At 68.9% G+C, this 17,534-nt stretch carries 15 protein-coding genes; 9 read left to right on the top strand and 6 right to left on the bottom strand.

From position 1 onward, the window contains the following. Window positions 1-274 precede the first annotated feature (274 nt). The 3 genes from ACOZ38_RS03235 to ACOZ38_RS03225 all read left to right on the top strand — a co-directional run bounded on the left by ACOZ38_RS03235 (window position 275) and on the right by ACOZ38_RS03225 (window position 4,633). Entirely contained in the window at window positions 275-1,924 is a 1,650-nt protein-coding gene (locus ACOZ38_RS03235) for a protein kinase domain-containing protein (protein WP_424528723.1), read from the top strand. A 323-nt stretch (window positions 1,925-2,247) separates the two neighbouring features. Beyond that, complete coding sequence (locus tag ACOZ38_RS03230; RefSeq protein ID WP_424528722.1) at window positions 2,248-2,508, top strand: hypothetical protein; 261 nt, start codon at window positions 2,248-2,250, stop codon at window positions 2,506-2,508. A gap of 22 nt (window positions 2,509-2,530) precedes the next feature. Beyond that, entirely contained in the window at window positions 2,531-4,633 is a 2,103-nt protein-coding gene (locus tag ACOZ38_RS03225) for a hypothetical protein (RefSeq protein ID WP_424528721.1), read from the top strand. 965 nt (window positions 4,634-5,598) lie between these two features. Here ACOZ38_RS03225 and ACOZ38_RS03220 read toward each other — a convergent pair. Then, the gene (locus ACOZ38_RS03220) at window positions 5,599-6,552 is read right to left on the bottom strand and encodes a LysR family transcriptional regulator (RefSeq protein WP_424528720.1); all 954 of its coding nucleotides are present in this window, start codon (window positions 6,550-6,552) and stop codon (window positions 5,599-5,601) included. 113 nt (window positions 6,553-6,665) lie between these two features. Here ACOZ38_RS03220 and ACOZ38_RS03215 point away from each other — a divergent pair, with 113 nt between their 5' ends. Both ACOZ38_RS03215 and ACOZ38_RS03210 read left to right on the top strand, forming a co-directional pair. Beyond that, complete coding sequence (locus ACOZ38_RS03215; protein WP_424528719.1) at window positions 6,666-7,919, top strand: alpha/beta fold hydrolase; 1,254 nt, start codon at window positions 6,666-6,668, stop codon at window positions 7,917-7,919. A 115-nt stretch (window positions 7,920-8,034) separates the two neighbouring features. Then, window positions 8,035-10,311, top strand: a complete 2,277-nt coding sequence (locus ACOZ38_RS03210; RefSeq protein ID WP_424528718.1) for a M64 family metallopeptidase — start codon at window positions 8,035-8,037, stop codon at window positions 10,309-10,311. A 51-nt stretch (window positions 10,312-10,362) separates the two neighbouring features. Here the strand turns inward: ACOZ38_RS03210 and ACOZ38_RS03205 are convergent, their stop codons facing one another. Then, window positions 10,363-10,941, bottom strand: a complete 579-nt coding sequence (locus ACOZ38_RS03205) for a TetR/AcrR family transcriptional regulator (RefSeq protein ID WP_424528717.1) — start codon at window positions 10,939-10,941, stop codon at window positions 10,363-10,365. Window positions 10,942-11,064: 123 nt separating this feature from the next. Here ACOZ38_RS03205 and ACOZ38_RS03200 point away from each other — a divergent pair, with 123 nt between their 5' ends. Continuing rightward, window positions 11,065-12,264, top strand: a complete 1,200-nt coding sequence (locus tag ACOZ38_RS03200) for an FAD-dependent monooxygenase (protein WP_424528716.1) — start codon at window positions 11,065-11,067, stop codon at window positions 12,262-12,264. Window positions 12,265-12,341: 77 nt separating this feature from the next. Further along, window positions 12,342-13,088: an SDR family NAD(P)-dependent oxidoreductase gene (locus ACOZ38_RS03195; protein ID WP_424528715.1), complete on the top strand. Its 747-nt coding sequence runs from the start codon at window positions 12,342-12,344 to the stop codon at window positions 13,086-13,088. A gap of 23 nt (window positions 13,089-13,111) precedes the next feature. Here the strand turns inward: ACOZ38_RS03195 and ACOZ38_RS03190 are convergent, their stop codons facing one another. The 4 genes from ACOZ38_RS03190 to ACOZ38_RS03175 are packed head-to-tail and all read right to left on the bottom strand — an operon-like array spanning window position 13,112 to window position 15,613. Then, complete coding sequence (locus ACOZ38_RS03190) at window positions 13,112-14,065, bottom strand: complex I subunit 1/NuoH family protein (protein WP_424528714.1); 954 nt, start codon at window positions 14,063-14,065, stop codon at window positions 13,112-13,114. Then, a complete protein-coding gene (locus ACOZ38_RS03185) occupies window positions 14,058-14,690 on the bottom strand; it encodes an NADH-quinone oxidoreductase subunit C (RefSeq protein WP_405143795.1) in 633 nt (210 codons plus the stop codon). Before ACOZ38_RS03185 ends, ACOZ38_RS03190 begins: the two co-directional genes overlap by 8 nt. Next, window positions 14,687-15,199: an NADH-quinone oxidoreductase subunit B gene (locus ACOZ38_RS03180; protein ID WP_405152217.1), complete on the bottom strand. Its 513-nt coding sequence runs from the start codon at window positions 15,197-15,199 to the stop codon at window positions 14,687-14,689. Before ACOZ38_RS03180 ends, ACOZ38_RS03185 begins: the two co-directional genes overlap by 4 nt. A 42-nt stretch (window positions 15,200-15,241) precedes the next feature. Then, window positions 15,242-15,613: an NADH-quinone oxidoreductase subunit A gene (locus ACOZ38_RS03175; protein WP_424528713.1), complete on the bottom strand. Its 372-nt coding sequence runs from the start codon at window positions 15,611-15,613 to the stop codon at window positions 15,242-15,244. Window positions 15,614-15,852: 239 nt separating this feature from the next. Here ACOZ38_RS03175 and ACOZ38_RS03170 point away from each other — a divergent pair, with 239 nt between their 5' ends. Both ACOZ38_RS03170 and ACOZ38_RS03165 read left to right on the top strand, forming a co-directional pair. Beyond that, window positions 15,853-17,304 (top strand): polysaccharide deacetylase family protein, encoded by a 1,452-nt coding sequence (locus tag ACOZ38_RS03170; protein WP_424536951.1) that lies wholly within the window; start codon window positions 15,853-15,855, stop codon window positions 17,302-17,304. Window positions 17,305-17,363: 59 nt separating this feature from the next. Further along, window positions 17,364-17,453 (top strand): putative leader peptide, encoded by a 90-nt coding sequence (locus ACOZ38_RS03165; protein ID WP_363918166.1) that lies wholly within the window; start codon window positions 17,364-17,366, stop codon window positions 17,451-17,453. The last annotated feature ends 81 nt before the right edge of the window (window positions 17,454-17,534 follow it).

The raw sequence follows: 17,534 nt of genomic DNA, 5'->3' as shown, positions 1-17,534 counted from the left end.
CTCTCACGGCTGCTGCCGACGGTCGGGTCCTGGGAGCCTTGAACTCCGGCCACTGCGGGGATCTCCAGCCAGGAACACCTGCCGGCACGGGCTGTCTCTGGCCGGGACCTGTCCGAAAATCCCGGAGTGAGATGCGGCCAGGAAGACCGACCGCGGCAGGCGGTTCTCGGTCATGGGACACGACCTTGAATCCTGGCCCGGCCGGCGGTCTCGGCGAAGTCACCGTGCCAGCAAAAACATGCGTAACACCGGCTATCTCCGTATTCTTCGCGATATGCAGCTAGCCAGGCCCTCCCAGTCCACGACCGCGATCAGCATCGTCTGGGCACTGGCTCCGTTGTTCACCTGCGGGCTCGCCACGCCGTTCACCATCGGTTACGCGGCCTACCGCAAGCGCGCGCCGATGGTCGCGGTCGCCGCGCTGCTGTACTTCCTCAGCCTCTTCGTGCTCTGCGTGATCATTTTCGCCTACAACGACTCGTCGACCTTCCCGGACTGGGCCAGCATCCTCATCGTCCTCGGGCTGTTCACGAACTGGATCGGCGGGCTCATCCACTCCCTGGCCATCCGCTCGGCGATCTTCGCACCGAACGCTCACGGTCACGGCGCCTTCCCGCCGCCCCCGCCGCACGCCTACCACCCGGCGTCGTACCCGCCGGCACCGTATCCGCCTCACCAGCCACCGCGCCCGTACGCGAACCAGCAGCACCCTGGTACGGCCCCTGGCCAGCACCGCCCCGGCACCGCGCCGAACCAGCAGCGTCCCGGTACGGCACCGAGCCAGCAGCGGCCGAGCGGGGTTCCGAACCAGCCGAGGCCCGGCGCGGCTCCGCAGCGGCATCCGCACCCGGCACCGCAGCCTCCGATACAGCCTCGCCCGCCGCAGGATCAATACGGCCGGCGCTCGCCCCAGGACCAGCACGGCCCGCGCACGCCCCAGGACCGGCCCGGTCAGCCCTCGCCGCAGGATCAGGAGCGGTACCAGCAGCGCCCTACGCAGGATCACCGCCAGGTGCCGAACCCGATCACCACGAACCCTCCCGTATCCAGCCAGGCGACGGCCCCCGGCTCAGCCTCGGGAAGCATGCCGGGCGGCGTGCACGGCGCCTCGACGCTTCCCACCCAGGCACCTGGACCGCTGCCCGCCGGGGAATCCGATCACATCGGGCGCTACCGGCTGATCGGGAGCCTCGGACAGGGCGGTCAGGGCGCGGTCTACCTGGGCGAGACGCCCGACGGCACGCGAGTCGCGATCAAGGTGCTGCACGCTCGGCTGGCCTCGGAGACCGGCGCCCAGCAGCGGTTCCTGCGCGAGGTCGAGGCGGCCAGGCGGGTAGCGCCGTTCTCCACCGCCCGGGTGATCGACGCCGACATCGCCGATGAGCGACTCTTCATCGTGAGCGAGTACGTCGAGGGCTCGTCGCTCGAACAGCTCGTACGGGAGCGCGGGCCGCGCGGCCACGACGGACTGGTACGGCTCGCGCTCGGAACGGTCGGGGCCCTCGCCGCGATCCACCGCGCCGGGATCGTGCACCGCGACTTCAAGCCGAGCAACGTCCTGATCGGCGCCGACGGACCCCGAGTGGTGGACTTCGGCATCGCCCGCGTGCTCGACAACGCCACCGCGACCTCCAGCGGCGTGCTGGGCACCCCCGCCTACATGTCCCCCGAGCAGGTCTCGGGAGAGCGCGTCGGACCGGAGTCCGACGTGTTCAGCTGGGCCGCGACGATGATCTTCGCCGCGACGGGCCGTCCGGCCTTCGGAGAGGACAACATCGCGGCCGTGTTCAACCGCATCTTCACCAAACAGCCTGATCTGTCCGCGCTGCCGGACCCGCTGGCCCAGGTGGTCGGAAGATGCCTCGAAAAGCGCCCGGAGAACCGCCCCAGCGCCTCCGACGTCATGCTCGCCATCGTCCACTGACCGTCGCGGCCGCTGTCCGGTGGAACGCGCTGCTGCCCATAGCGAGCGGGAAATCCCGGGCGTGCACTTTCGCGATGGGCGGTATACCGGAGACGGAACCGTCCGTTATCCATTTCCGCTGGTCAGCGTCGAGTGCCGTTTTCACGGCATATATCGCGGCATAGTGGCAGACGCCGGAACCCACGAGAACCGCAACGAACGTGTGTCGAGTGGTAATTCCGATTTTCACAACCCGGAAGCCTGGTGAGCCGATACGCGCTTCGCTTAGGTTTACAGGCGGTGTCAGCCGTAGAGCGGCGCCGTCGAGCCGGAGAGGAGTTCGCATGGCACCATCCGAGGCCGCGCAGTGCCAGGCGGACATGATCGCGGCCGCCAAGGTGGTGAACGACATCCTCCGGGCGCTCGGCACCGTGCCCCCGTTGTTCGGCGACCATACCTGGCAGGGGCCCTCGGCCGACCAGTGGGCCTCCGGCTGGAACGCTCGAAGAGCCCAGCTCGTCACCTTGCTCAATGCCGTGCTCGCCGAGCAGCCCCAGCTGATCGCCCGGCTCGAAGAGGCGGAGCGCCGGAAGCTCGCGTCGTAGGCCACGGCTGAGAGGGGACTAGATGGGCGAGTTCGTAGGGGTCGATCCTGCCAACCTGCGTGAGCTGGCGAGCCGGCTCCAGCGGCTGCACACCCTTCTGGCCGAGCACGGCCCGCTGATCCAGCAGAAGATGCAGAAGTGGGACAGCGAGGTCAGCTTCGCCGCGCTGCCCCGCCTGATCGACGAGGCCCTCAACGACGCCCGTGACATGGACGCGCGCACCACGAAGGCGTACGAACTGGCACACGAGAAGGGCTGGAGCCCCTTCCAGAACGGCCCCGCCGACGGCCTGGGAGGAACGGCCGGGGGCCTGGGAGGCACCGCCGGGGGCCTGGGAGGCACCGCCGGCAACCAGAGCGGCGGCCCCGTCGACAGCCTGCTCGCCCTCGACCGCACTCCGCCGCCCATGGTGCGTCTCGACTGGACGACGACCGGGCAGGGCGGCTACCAGGCGAAGCAGGATGCCAAGGCGCTCGCCGAAGCCCTCACCACCAAGGACCCCGCACAGGCCCGCAACCGCATCGCCCTCCTGCCGGAGAGCCTCGCGCGGCACGCCAACGACAAGGCGTACCTCGCCACGTTCTGGACGGAGGCCTGCCCCCTCGCGCTCCAGGCGGCCAGAGCCCTGTACAACCGGGCGGGCACGGCGCTGTTCAGCACGGAGAGCGCGAGCCTCCTGCGGGCGCTCGGCGCGTCGCTGGCCTCGGCGACCCAGATGCGCGTCGGCACCGGCAAGGACAGACGGCCCCTGCTGTCCGAAGCGACCCGAGCGGCGATCACCAAGAACGCCGACCCCTGGTCCGTCGGCATGCTCTTCAAGTACGGCCCCGACGGCAAAACCTGGGACTCCCACTTCCTCGCCGACATAACCCGCTCCATGCTCGACGCCCGAGCCGCCCTCAAGATCGAAATACCTAGTGTGTCTGATCAAGGCGGGGATCTCATTCGACAACGTGCTCTGTACCAAAAACGACTGGCCGAATTCGACCCGTGCATCGCTGTCATGGACAGGGCAACCCAGAACGGCCAAGCCGCTCGGCACGTGCTCGGAGATCCGACTACAGGTCTCCGATACGCCAAAATGCTGGTCAGCGACGACTGGCATACCCCGGGAGTCAGCCTTCAGGTGCGCGGCCAGTACAGCATCACCGCCACTTCCCTGCCCCTGACGGACCGGTTCGAATTGTCGTCCCACGCTGCCGACTTTCTGAAGGCGGCAGCATCTGCAGGGAGGGGCGCTAGCGAGGACGCCAAGGAATCCGCATGGTCGGTCGTCAACATCGTCAAAGCTACTGCCGAGTTCTCCAGGCTCAAACCTGACGCAGTCCTCCCCAACGAAATCCGCAAATCCCTCATCTTCACCACTGATCGCTACCTCCCTGATTTCGCCCGGTCGGTGGGCCGTGACTACGGCTCTGGGATACTTCCCAAAGGAAGAATTAAGGGGAACCCATGGATGGCGATCGTCCAGAACAGCGAGTTGGAGGCGTTGTTCAACCAGATTCTTCGGGAGCCAAAGGAATACGGCGCGTTCAAGGGGATCATGGACGCGCGTGTGGCGGCCGCCGTCACCGCAAACATATTGGATCCATCGGATCAAAACTATTTGAGTGAGATGGGTCGACTGTACGGGCTTGTCCAACAGCTTGAAGGCGATCGAAATTTCATCAATGCCCAGCACGATGACGATACGGCTACGCGCAACCAAACGGCGCTGTCCATGCTGGTAAGCGGCTTCGGCGCTCTCAGTTTCGCCAACCCATGGGGGCCAGCGACCATCGCCCAGTTCCTTACTGGGGTCGCAGGCTCGCCGGCGAACCAGCTCTTTGACACCGGGCATGCCCTGGAAACGCTGCATACGAACGCTGCCGCTGTTCGGAGTCAGGTATTCCACGTCGAAATCCCCGTTGTCCAAGGCTTGCTTAACGCTGGAGCCATAACTCCGCCCAAGGATGCTCTATGGGTCAAAGACGGCCCTCAGGGTGGAGCATGGATAAAAAACGGCATAGTCATACCCAACCAGTCTTTCCTCGACTGGGCCAGTGAGCATGACGAGACACAGTACGCGGGGAAGTCGCTTGGCCAATGGGTGAACGAAGCACGGAATGCCATGGGGCTGCAGTAGTGAATATCTCGAAGGGGGCCGTTGGGATTCTCATAGCGCTTGTGTTCCTGACGGCATCCTGTACGGACGACGATCCCAAGCCCGCAAGCCAAGCATCGCAGCGTCGCAGTCAGGCGCTTTTGGCTGTCACACAGTGCCTGGTGGACAAAGGGGCCATACCGAAGAACGACCTTCGAGATCAGCCATGGCTCGTGAACGGCAAGGTGCAACCGAGCGTGCAGTTGGTCGACTGGGCCAGTGTGCACGGGGACACGTCTTACCAAGGCAAGACGCTGGTCGCGTGGGAAGACGAAGCCACCGCTGCTTGGCCCAGTTGGAAGTGTCCGCTTTGATGTTCGCTCAGTGGTCACAGGTGTCTCGTTTGCAGGATGACCTCGCCGGTCTCCTGGTCCCGTAGGAGCTCTATCAGGCTCGGCAGGTCATTTGCGCTGACCGTCTTGTGGATGCCCGCGTTGAGCTGCTCGCTGCTGTGGATGGACGCATCGCCTGGTCGCGTAGAAGGCCCCCTCGTCGCTACGGAAGCTCATATGGACCCTTGGTAGTAGTTTCCTATGGTTGCCTGCGTGATGGAGTTTGAGCCGGACCGGCCACGGTGGCAACAAGTCGCTGACATGCTGCGTACCCGCATCGAAGATGCCACCTAGCCGCCCAAGTTCTTGCTGTCAGAGCTCCGGCTTGTCGAAGAGTTCGGGGTCGCTCTAGACACCATCCGGAAATCCCTTCGGCACTGCGCGAACAGGGGCTGATCTACACAGTGCCTAACCTCGGCAGCTTCGTGAGTCCTGTCGGCAAGCAGGGGCGACGCGAGTGCGACCGCTAAACCCCAGTCGTAGAACTGGCTGATCGCCCATCGACCTCGTCTGAGGTGCGGCCTGATTCGCGCCGCACGAGCACCGGAGGTCCGCCTTCGTCGCCGGCCGTCGCCCGTCGATGATGGGATCGGCCAGCAGCCCTGCCGTGCACGGCTATGCCGGGGTCCTGAGGCCTTCGTTGCGGGCTAGCCAGGACGCGTAGTGGGGTCGTTCGCCGATGGCGTCGCGGTGTGCCTGGGTGGCGAACTCGGCCAGTTCCTCGGCGCGGTCGGCCAGCGGGCCGTCGCGGCGCCAAGCCACCAGGTGCCGCAGCCACAGCGGGGTGCCAGCGATCGGGCGCACCACGATCCCCGGACCGTCCGGCACCGTGGCCTGGCAGGGTGACACCGCGTGCCCGCCGGCGACGAGCTGCCGGATCATCGCCTGCTCGGTCATGCTGTGCGGCACGCGGGGTGAGAAGCCCGCGTCCTGGCAGGCGGCGTACACGCACTCGGGCCAGCCCACCCCGTCAGGCGGGGAGAGCACCCAGTCGTCGTCCGCGAGATCGGCCAGCCCCACCTCCTCCTCGCCCGCGAGCGGGTGTGCGCTGCTCATGAGGATGAAGACCGGCTCGGTGACCACCAGCCGCATGCCGATCGACGGCGGGGCGGACAGCTCGCTCCCGGGGTAGTCAACCAGGGTCGCCGCGTCCAGCCGGCGGGAGATCAGCAGGTCGAGGAGGAGCCTCGGGGAGTACTCGGTGTGCACGGTGATCGACACGCCGGGGACCTCGAAGAGCCGGCTGAGCAGGCCGGACAGCAGGGGGGTCACGTATCCGCCGATGCGGGCGACGTCCGACCGGCGCGCGTCGGCGCCTGATCCGGTGACCAGTTCGTCCACGGTGAGCAGGATGGACCTGGCCCGGGTGAGCACGAACTGGCCGAACGGCGTCGGGGTGATGCCGAGGCGGCCGCGGCGGAAGAGCTGCCCGCCGAGCGCGCCCTCGACCCGCTGAAGCTGCGCCGTGAGCGCGGGCTGTGACACGCCGATGGTGCCGGCCGCCCTGCTCAGACTTCCGGCGTCGGCGATGGCACAGATCACGCGCAGGTGGCGGAGCTCAAGCTGCACTTCCGCCCCTCCTTTCACCGCTATAACCCGCGGACTATATCTCTTTGGGATTAGCGGGATATTTCGCGGTCACGCATGGTGGGAGGCCGTGTCATCGCCACCAGGGGATCTTCGTGCCAGAGACCTGCCGCCACTCCGGATACGCCTTCACCGACCACCTGATCACCGTCCCGCTCGACCATGCCGACCCCACGGGCATGACGATCGAGCTGTTCGCCCGTGAGCTGGTCGCCGTCGAGCGGGAGGAAGCCGACCTGCCGTTCCTGCTGTATCTCGAAGGGGGTCCCGGCCACCGGGCCCCGCGCGCGATCCCCGGCTGGCTGGAGCGGGCGAGCCGCGAGTACCGGGTGGTCCTGCTCGACCAGCGGGGCACGGGACGGAGCACGCCCGCCACGCGGCAGACCCTGACCGATCTACCCGACCCGGCGGGCTACCTGCGGCACTTCCGGGCCGACAGCATCGTGCGCGACGCCGAGCTGCTGCGCGCGCACCTCGCGGGCGACCGGCCGTGGAGCGTGCTCGGCCAGAGCTTCGGCGGGTTCTGCGCGCTCACCTACCTGTCCCTGGCTCCCGAGGGGCTGCGCGAGGTGCTGATCGCGGGCGGGCTGCCGTCGCTGACCGCCTCGCCGTACGAGGTGTACCGGGCGGCGTACCCCAGGGTCCTGGCCCACAACGAGCGCTTCTTCGCCCGCTACCCCCGAGACCAGGAGGTCGCCCGCAGGGTCGTGGACCATCTCCGGGAGAACGAGGTGGCGCTTCCCAACGGCGATCGGCTCACCCCGCGGCGTTTCCAGACGGTGGGCCTGGTCCTTGGGCAGGAGAACCGCTTCGACTCCCTCCACCACCTGCTTGAGGAGCCGTTCATCGGCAAGGGCGAGCTCTCCGATGTCTTTTTGAGGGGGGTCGACTCCCTGGTCTCGTTCGCCGGGCATCCCCTCTATGCCCTGTTGCACGAGGCCATCTACTGCCAGGGCGAGGCGTCCGCGTGGGCGGCGGAGCGGGCGCTGGCCGGCTTCCCGGAGTTCGGCCTGGAGCCGGGCGCACCCGTCCGGTTCACCGGTGAGATGATCTTCCCGTGGTTCTTCGAGGAGGACGCCGCGCTCGCCCCGCTGCGATCCTGCGCGCGGGACCTGGCCGCGCACGCCTCCTGGCCGAGCCTGTACGACCCCGACCGGCTGGCCCGCAACACCGTGCCGGTCGCGGCGGCGATCTACTACGACGACATGTACGTCCACCGCGAGCACTCCCTTAGCACGGCGGGCATGGTCGGCGGCCTGACATTCTGGATCACGAACGAGCACGCCCACGACGGCCTGAGCCGCGGCGGCGCCGTACTCGACCGGCTCCTCAGGATGACCCGGCGATAACGGGTGCTTTGCCCCCATAAATCCAAAGTTATGCCCACCTGGGATGTGTGCTAGGAGGGCAAAGCCCCGGATAGTGCAGGCAGCTCCTCACTTTGCCCTCCGGAGGCTCTCCTCTATGCGCATCCCCCGACCTCTCACGGCCCTGGCGGCCGCCTCCACGGCCGCCATCCTCCTGTCCGCGCCCATCTCCCCCGCCCAGGCCGCCGACGAGCCCGGCAGCGCCACCGTGGTGCCGGTGCAGGTCACCGGCGACCCGGCGCACCGGTTCAACCTGATCATCATGGGCGACGGCTACACCAAGGGCGAGCAGTCCTCGTTCGCCGCCGACGCCGAGCTGCAGCTCAACGTGCTGTGGTCGATCGAGCCGTACAAGTCCTACCGGAACTACTTCAACGTCTACCGGGTGGACATCGTCTCCGGTGAGTCGGGCGTCGGCTGCGACCCCGACCTGGCCGCCGGGAAGAAGAACACCCCGCTGAGCATGGGCTTCTACGCCAACTGCAACCCCACCAGCCTGCAGCGGCTGATCACCGTGAACAACACGGCCGCCAACAGGTACGCCAACATGGTGGCGGGAAGCAACACCGGCAACCGGCAGATCGTGGCGCTGGCCAACAGCGGGACGTACGGCGGAGCGGGCGGCGCCTACGCCACCGCCTCGGGCCACAACTCGATGTCCGCCCTGATCGCCCCGCACGAGATCGGCCACTCGCTCGGCGGGCTGCAGGACGAGTACCCCTACTACAGTCGCGGCGTGGACGGCGGTCCGTACACCGGCAACGAGCCCAGCTCGGCGCACCACACGCTGCTGACCGAACAGCAGATGAAGGACCAGCAGCGGAAGTGGTGGCGCTGGCTCGGCGAGCCCGGCGAGGCGGGCGGCACCATCGGCAGGTACGAGGGCGGTCTCTACTACAGCAGCGGGGTCTGGCGGCCCAGCCAGCACTCGATCATGAAGACGCTCGGCTACTACTACGACCAGGTCAGCCGCGAGATCATGACGCAGAAGATCTCCGCCAAGGTCGGCCTCATCCAGGACAGCACGCCCACCACGTCGCCGGTCGGCGCCGACCGGGTGCTCTGGGTCGAACCGCTGCACCCGAACGACCACGCCCTGACGACCACGTGGCAGGTGGACGGCGCCAAGCTGCCGGGTCAGGGCACCGAGGTCGACCTGCGCACCCTGGACCTGTCACCTGGCAGGCACACGGTGACCGCGACCGTGGTCGACCCGACGAGCTTCGTACGGGACCCGGCCATCCGCGCGACCGGCCTCACCGCGACCCGCACGTGGACGGTGGACACCACCGTGACCACGGTCCCAAGAGCGACCAGCCCCGGTTTCCTGTCCGCCACGCCGACCAACCGCGGCGTGGGACGTGACGAGATCGTCTACGTCGACAGCGCCCACCCCGACGACGCCGTCCCCGCCGTCGCCTGGGCCCTGGACGGCAAGCCGCTCACCGAGACCGACGACGACCTGGATCTCGGCGCCCTCACCCTCACGCCGGGCGCCCACACCGTCACCGCCACCGCCGGCGGGCAGACGCTCACCTGGACCGTGGACGACAAGCCCACCACCGGCTACGAGCTCTCCGAACCGCTCGTCAGGTCCGGCGAGACCTACGTCTACAACGGCCCCTTCACCATGAAGCTCACCGGGCACGACGACGAGCCCGGGTACGTCGTGCGCGAGTCGCGGGTGGTCGGCGACGGCTGGTTCAACTACTTCGGCTGGCCGACCTCCGCCGACCTGCCGTGGACGTTCAGTGAGAGCGGCACCACCATCGACAGCCTCACCTACGGCACGCTGGCCCGGGGCGCGCACACCATCGAGTACCGCTCCATCGACGCCAGCGGCAACTACGGCGACGCGAAGAGCTTCAGGGTGACGACCCTCCCGGCACCTCCGGCCTGCACCACCACCATCACGGGCTCGAAGAAGGGGGCGCTCTCGATCCGTTCCGGCGTCACCTGCCTGAACGACGCCGAGGTCAGCGGCGTGGTGACGGTGGGCTCCGGCGCGTCCCTCGTGGTCAACGGCGGCACGATCAAGGGAGGGATCACCGCGGCCGGCGCCGGCGAGGTGCACCTGATCAAGGCGCGGATCGAGGGGGCGGCCGCCATCTCCGGCACCACCGGCAAGCTGGTCATCGCCGGCGCGGACATCAGAGGCGCGATGACGATGAGCGGTAACGCCACGACCGAAGCCCTCGTCCTGACGGGCACACGCGTCCAGGGCTCCCTGTCCTGCGCGGCCAACACGCCGCAGCCCTCCGACGCCGGGGTGCCCAACGACGTCACCGGCGCCGCCCAGTGCACCGGCCTCACCGGCTCCAAGACGGCGAACCGGGCCAAGGCCTACGAGGCGGTGGTGCCCGACCACCGCTGAGCTGCGTCTCGCAGACGAACCGGGCGACGGCCACACGGCCGTCGCCCGGTTTCATTCGGGGGTGCCGGCGACCGCGCGCAGGGCGGCGATCAGGTCGCCGCCCGAGGGAGCCGTTTCGGGGTCCACGAGCCAATGGGCCGCCATGCCGATCAGCAGCACCTGGTAGAGCGCGCCGACCTTCTCCGCCTGCTCCTCGTTCTCGGCCGAGCCGAGCCGCCCGAACAGCTCGACCAGCGCGAGACGCGCCTGCCGGCTCGAGTCGGCGAGGTTCCCGCGCATGTCCGGCATCTTCTGGATGTTCGCGATGAGCTCGAACTGGATGGACCACAGTGCCCGGTGGGTCGCGAAGGACCCGATCACCGCCGCCCACGTCGCCTCGAACCGCTCGTCCGGGGTGGCGCCGGGGTCTCCCTCGGAGGCGAGGATGCGGCCGAGGTCGTCGCCCCACTCCTCCATCGCCTGCTGGAGCGCGGCGTTGAGCAGCGCCTCCTTGGACCCGTAGTGGTAGCCGATGGCGGCCAGGCTGACGACGCCCGAGGCCGCCGCGATGTCGCGCGCCGTGGTGCGCGCGTACCCCTTCTCGTACAGGCAGCGCTTGGCTCCGGCGAGCAGGTCTTCGCGATTTCCCATGCCAGGAGTCTAACCAACGTCTCATACATTTGTCTTGTACAAGTGTATTGCACAGTTGACTGATACATATGTACTGTTCCTCTCAGAGCAGGCCGCAGAGCCCGACCGAGCAGGGAGCCCCCCATGAAGAACCGAACCGTCCTCATCTCAGGTGCGAGCATCGCGGGCACGACGCTGGCGTACTGGCTGCGCCGTCACGGCTTCACCCCCACGGTGGTCGAGCGGGCCCCCTCCGTGCGGGAGGGGGGCTACAAGATCGACATTCGCGGCGCCGCGCTCGACGTGGTGACGCGAATGGGCGTCCTCGCGGAGATCCGCCGTGAGCGGACCGGCGTGCAGGGCGGGTCGATCGTCGACGCCGCGGGCAAGCGCGTGGCGAGCATGGACGGCGACACGTTCGGCGGGCGGGAGGGCGACGACGCCGAGATCCTCCGCGGCGACCTGAACCGCATCCTCTACGACCTCACCAAGGGCGAGGTGGAGTACCTTTTCGAGGACTCCATCGCCACCCTCTCCGACACCGCCCACGGCGTGGAGGTCACGTTCGAGAGCGGCGGGAGGCGCACGTTCGACCTGGTGGTGGGGGCCGACGGGCTGCACTCCACCTCCCGCGCGCTGGCCTTCGGCCCAGAAGAGCGGTTCGTCCGCGATCTCGGGTACTACGTCTCGATCTTCAGCGTCCCCAACCACCTCGGCCTCGACCGCTGGGAGCTGACCTACGTCTCCCCGGGCAGGACGGCGCTGGCGTACAGCACCGCCAAGGACACCGGCGCCAAGGCCATGTTCCTGTTCGCCTCCGAGCCGCTGGCGTACGACCACCGCGACCACGACGAGCAGCGCGAGCTCCTGGCCCGCGCCTACGCCGGGGAGGGCTGGGAGGTTCCCCGGCTGCTCACGGGCATGGAGCACGCGGACGACTTCTACTTCGACTCGCTCAGCCAGGTCCACATGGACCGCTGGTCGAGGGGCCGGGTCGCGCTGGTCGGGGACGCCGCCTACTGCGCCTCCCCCGCGTCGGGCCAGGGCACGAGCCTGGCCCTGGTCGGCGCGTACGTCCTGGCGGGCGAGCTCGCCGCGGCCGGCGGCGAGCACGAGGCCGGGTTCGACGGCTACGAGAGAGAGATGCGAGGCTTCGCCGAGCGGAACCAGAGCCTCGGACCGGCGAACATCAAGCGCATGGTGATGCGGAGCAAGGCACAGGTCCGCATCTCAATGACGATGCTCTCGCTGCTGAAGTACCTGCCGGGCAAGGACCGCATGATGGCCAAGGTCCTCGAACCCATCCACAGGGCGGCGAACGCCATCGAGCTCAAGGACTACTGAGCGCACGGCACGTGTTTGGAAGGCGACCACCCGGGGACCCGGCACTCACGGGTGTCACGACAAGAGGGGCGGCAGGCATGGAGCAGAGACGTGTAGTGGTGTCAGGCGGAGGCACCGGCATCGGGCTGGCGACGGCGGAGGCCTTCGCCGGGGAGGGCGCCCAGGTCACCATCCTCGGCCGCCGGGCCGAGGTGCTCAGCGAGGCCGCCGCGAAGCTGAACACCGCCTACGACGCCGACCTGGTCGGCTGGACCACGGCCGACCTGTCCGACCCCCGCCAGACCCAGGCGGCCGTGGAGGCGATCGCGCTCAAGGGCCCGGTCGACGTGATCGTCACGAACGCGGGCGGGAACGTCGCCTTCGGCGACGACGGCACCCTGACCGGCGTCGCCGACTCCTACCGGCGCAACTTCGAGGCCAACGTGCTGACCGCGGTGCTGCTCACCGAGGGCCTGCTGCCCTACCTGCGCCGCCCCGGCGGCCGCATCGTGCACCTGTCGTCGATCGCGGCGGTCCGCGGCCCCGGCTCGTACGGCGGTGCGAAGGCGGCCCTCCACGCCTACACCTACGAGCTGGCGCAGCGGCTCGGGCCCGAAGGGATCACGGTGAACGCCGTGGCCCCCGGCTACGTCGCCGGCACCGAGTTCTTCGGCGACCGGGCGACGCCGGAGTTCGTCAGGTCGCGCGTCGACCAGACCCTGGTCGGCAAGCCGGGCACGCCGGGCGAGGTCGCGGCGGCCATCAGGTACCTCGCCTCTCCCGAGGCCGGATACGTGACCGGCCAGATACTCCACATCAACGGCGGGACGATGTTGGGCCGATGACGCCGGGCCGCCCGGCGGGTCCCTCAGCCGGCGAGCACCCTGACCACTCCGGTGAGCGCGAGCTGCAAGAGCGCGGCCGGCACCAGGCCGATCCAGGCGAGCTTCTGCAGCTGGTCGGCGCGGAGCCGGGGGAAGCTGACCCTGACCCAGATCACCACGAACGCCAGCACGAAGATCTTGATCAACGTCCAGACGGGCCCGGGCAGCAGCGGCCCGTGCCACCCTCCGAGGAACAGCACGGTGGTCAGCGCCGAGAGCACGACGATGCCGGCGTACTCCGCCAGCATGAACAGCGCGAACCTGATGCCGGTGTACTCCGTCATCGGGCCCATGATGATCTCGGACTCGGCGATCGGCATGTCGAAGGGCGGCCTGCGCAGCTCGGCGAGGCCGGCGACGAAGAACACCACGGCGCCGACGGCCTGCCACGGCAGCCACCACCAGCGCCACGCCTCCACGATGCCCGGCAGCGACAGCGTGCCCGCCGCCATCGCGACCGACGACGCCGCGAGGACGAGCGGCAGCTCGTACGACATGAGCTGGGCCGCCGCGCGCATGCCGCCGAGCACGGAGTACTTGTTGGCCGACGACCAGCCGGCCATGATCGAGCCGAGCACGCCGATGCCCATCACCGCGAGCACGAAGAACAGCCCGGCGTCCAGGTCCGTGCCGAACAGGCCGGGGCCGACCGGGATGACGACCAGCACGACGAAGTACGGCACCAGCGCCACGGCGGGCGCGAGGGAGAACACCCGCCGGTCGGCCGCCAGCGGGATGACGTCCTCCTTCTGGGCGAACTTCACGCCGTCCGCGATGAGCTGGGCCCAGCCGTGGAACCCTCCGGCGTACATGGGGCCGAGGCGCGACTGCATGTGGGCCATGGCCTTGTGCTCGGTCTGCCCGACGATCAGCGGCAGCGTCAGGAACGCGATGACGATCACCACGAGGCGGACGGCGACATCGAGCACCTCAGCCATCGCCGTCCTCCGGGCCCGCCGGCCGCGAGGGCTGCTCGGGCTGAGGGCCGCGCACGGCGCGGGGGCCTCGCACCGGTGGCGGCGTGGTGGCCGACGGCCCCCAGTCGGCGGGGACGCCGGGCGGGAGCGTCTTGCGGCGGCTGGGCGAGCCCTGGCCCGACTCGCCGGGCTCCTTGGCTCCCGGCCACGGCTTGGCGACCCGCGAGGCGAGGATGAAGTCCTTGCGGAGCGGGAAGCCCTCGAACCCGTCGGGCAGCAGCAGGGGCACCAGGTGGGGATGACCCTCGAAGATCACCCCGAACATCTCGAAGGTCTCGCGCTCGTGCCAGTCGGCGCCCCGGTAGACGCCCGTGGCGCTCGGCAGCCGGGGGTCCTCGCGCGGCACCCGCGTGCGGAGCAGCAGGTGGGCGTGCTCGACGGGGTCGAAGACGTGGGCGACGACCGAGAAGCCGCCGGGCGGGTCGTCGACCCCGGTCAGCCAGTCGAAGAACACGCACCCGAGGTGGTCGCGGGCGAAGGTCAGCACGTCGATCCAGTCGCCGGCGCCGACGTCCACGGTGGTCTCCCCGAAGGACTCGGAGACCTCGGCGCGCGGGCCGTACCGCTCCTCGATCGCGGCTCTCAACGGTTCACGCCCGGCCGGTGCTCAGGGGCGGCGTAACGCTCGCCGAGCGACTCGCCCGCGATCTTCTCCTGGAGTTTCATGATGCCGTACAGCAGCGCCTCCGGCCGTGGCGGGCAGCCGGGGACGTAGACGTCGACCGGGATGATCTGGTCGACCCCCTTGGTCACGCAGTAGGAGTCCCAGTAAGGGCCGCCGCAGTTGGAGCAGGCGCCGAACGAGATGACGTACTTGGGGTCGGGCATCTGCTCGTACAGGCGCTTGACGGCGGGGGCCATCTTGTCCGTGACGGTGCCCGAGACGATCATGAGGTCGGCCTGCCTCGGGCCGTTGGCGAAGGGGATCACCCCGAAGCGGATGAAGTCGTGACGGCTCATCGAGGTGGCGATGAACTCGATCGCGCAGCAGGCCAGCCCGAAGTTGAACACCCACAGCGAATAGCGCCGGCCCCAGTTGAGGACGAAGCGCATCGGTTTGGGGGCGAGCCGGGACGCCGGCCCCACGGTGGGCATCGGGAGATCGCTGGCGGCCATGAGGCCATTCTCCCCTCTTCGTCAGGTCCAGGCGAGTACGCGTTTGCGCCAGGCATACAGGATGCCGATGGCGATGAAGGCCAGGAACACGAACATCTCGACCAGCGTGGCCATGCCGAAGCCCGGCGCGGCGAACACCGTCGCCCACGGGAACAGGAACACGGCGTCGACGGCGAAGACGACATAGAGGTAGGTGAAGACGTAGTACCTGATCTGGGACTGCGCCCAGCCCTCGCCGACGGGGTCGACGCCGCACTCGTAGGTCGTGAGCTTCTCGCGGGTGGGGTGGCTCGGGCGGAGCAGCCGGTTGACGAGCAGGGCTCCGCCGAAGATCGCGGCCCCGATGCCCAGCATCACGGCGACGACAGCGTAAGAACCGAAATATCCGTTCATACACCCTCCCACCTGGCGAACCTCACGGCGCGAACCTCACGGCGCGAACCTCACGGCGCGAACCTCACGGCGCGAGCCTTTCGGCTCCCCGAGGCCTTGACAGTAGCCCCCCGGAGCGAGGTCCATCAGCCCGGAAATCGCTTTCCGTCACCCCAGAGTTACCCATCGCGGTCAAAAGCCAGTCTCTCATCCCGCAAAATACAAGTAAATACGTATATAGCGTGCTTAGTGTGGCAGCCATGGCCCGCCTGCTGCGCTCCGGAGGGATCGCTCTTCTGGTCGCGATCACCGCCGGCTGCGGAGTCACCTTCCCCTTCACCTTCGAGGACGAGCCCACCACGCTCCCCGCGCAGCCGACCACGATCAACTTCGTCACCCCGTCCACGGTCGGCGGGCTGTCGGTGCAAACGGTCTCGGACGACTCCGCCGACCACCACGTCTTCGTCAGCTATCCCTCCCTCGCCTCGGCCCCCGAACTGTCCGGGAAGCTCCGCCAGACGACCTCGGCCGCCGTACGCCGCTTCTCCCACGGCGCGCGCCCGCAGCCGCACGCCCCCGCGCCCCCCGAGCTGAACATGGCGTGGCAGCTGACGGCGGCCTCCGGCGGCGTGTTCGGGGTACGGATGCGCACCGGGCTGTTCACCGGCACTGAGTGGCGCAACTCCCTCAGCACCCTCTGGTACGACCAGAACGCCCGGCGCGTCCACGAATCCGCCGACCTACTGAAGGACGGCCAGGCCCTCGCCACGCTGGCCGCGATCGTGCGGAACCGCCTCTGGAGCCTCGGCCAGGGGATGAAGGTGGACGCGGTCAAGCCCGACCGGGCGATGTTCGACTCGCTCAACTTCAACCCGCACGGCGACCTCGTGGCGGAGTTCGACGACGGCCAGGTGGCCCCGGCGCGGATGGGCCGGATAGCGGTCGCCGTGCCCAAGCAGGAGGCGACGCCGCTGCTGTCGGACTTCGGCCGGCGGACCATGGACGTCGTGGACTCCGCCACCCCGGAGACCATGCCGAAGGCCCCGCCGCCGCAGGCGATCCCCGCTCCGGGCAACCAGGGCACGGGGGGCGGCTCCGTGGACTGCGCCGCCGCCAGGTGCGTGGCGCTGACCTTCGACGACGGCCCCGGCCGGCAGACCGATCGGCTGCTGTCCATCCTCGCCGAGTACGGCGCCCGCGCCACCTTCTTCGCCGTGGGTGCGAACGCCGAGGCGCAGCCGGCCCTGCTGCGGCGCATCGCCGACGCGGGACACCTGATCGCGAACCACTCCTGGTCCCACCGCGACCTGGCGACCCTCGACATCCGCAAGATCTCCGACGAGCTGAGCCGCACCCAGATGACGATCGGCACGGTCGGCCCCGCCCCCGCGCTGCTCCGGGCCCCGTACGGCGGCCTCACCGCCCAGGTCGTGACCGCGGCCCGCGCGCTCAAGCTCTCGATCGTCGGGTGGAGCGTCGACACGGCGGACGCGAGGGACTCCAACCCGGCCGCCGTCGCCCGGCGGGCGATCGACGGGGCGCGGCCCGGATCGGTCATCCTGATGCACGACGGCGGCCCGGCGACCCTCAAGGCCCTGCCGAAGACGCTCAAGGCGCTGGCGGCCCGCGGCTACTCCTTCGTGACCGTCCCCGAGTTGTACGGCGCGCACAGGATGGAGCCGGGTCAGGTCTACGGCGCACGGGCACACTGAGGGGATCCTGAGCGAGGCACTCGGAATCCATCCGCCCGAGGGACATATAGTTAGTCACCGTGACCCGAAACGTGCTCTACTCCCGCTTGCACGTTGATCTGTGCAGGCTCGCCGCGGGGCTGTGTACGCGGAGCCGTCTCCGGTCGTGACCACGCCTCGGGCGCTGGTCTCAGGCCGCGTCCCCACCTGAGCCTCCCCGGCCTCAGGAAGCACCGCGTGCCGCCGCATCA

This window comes from Sphaerisporangium viridialbum (genome assembly GCF_049674955.1).
GTDB classification, from domain to species: domain Bacteria; phylum Actinomycetota; class Actinomycetes; order Streptosporangiales; family Streptosporangiaceae; genus Sphaerisporangium; species Sphaerisporangium viridialbum.
The sequence above is the reverse complement of the archived record's forward strand: the minus strand, read 5'-3'. Positions and strand labels throughout refer to the sequence as shown.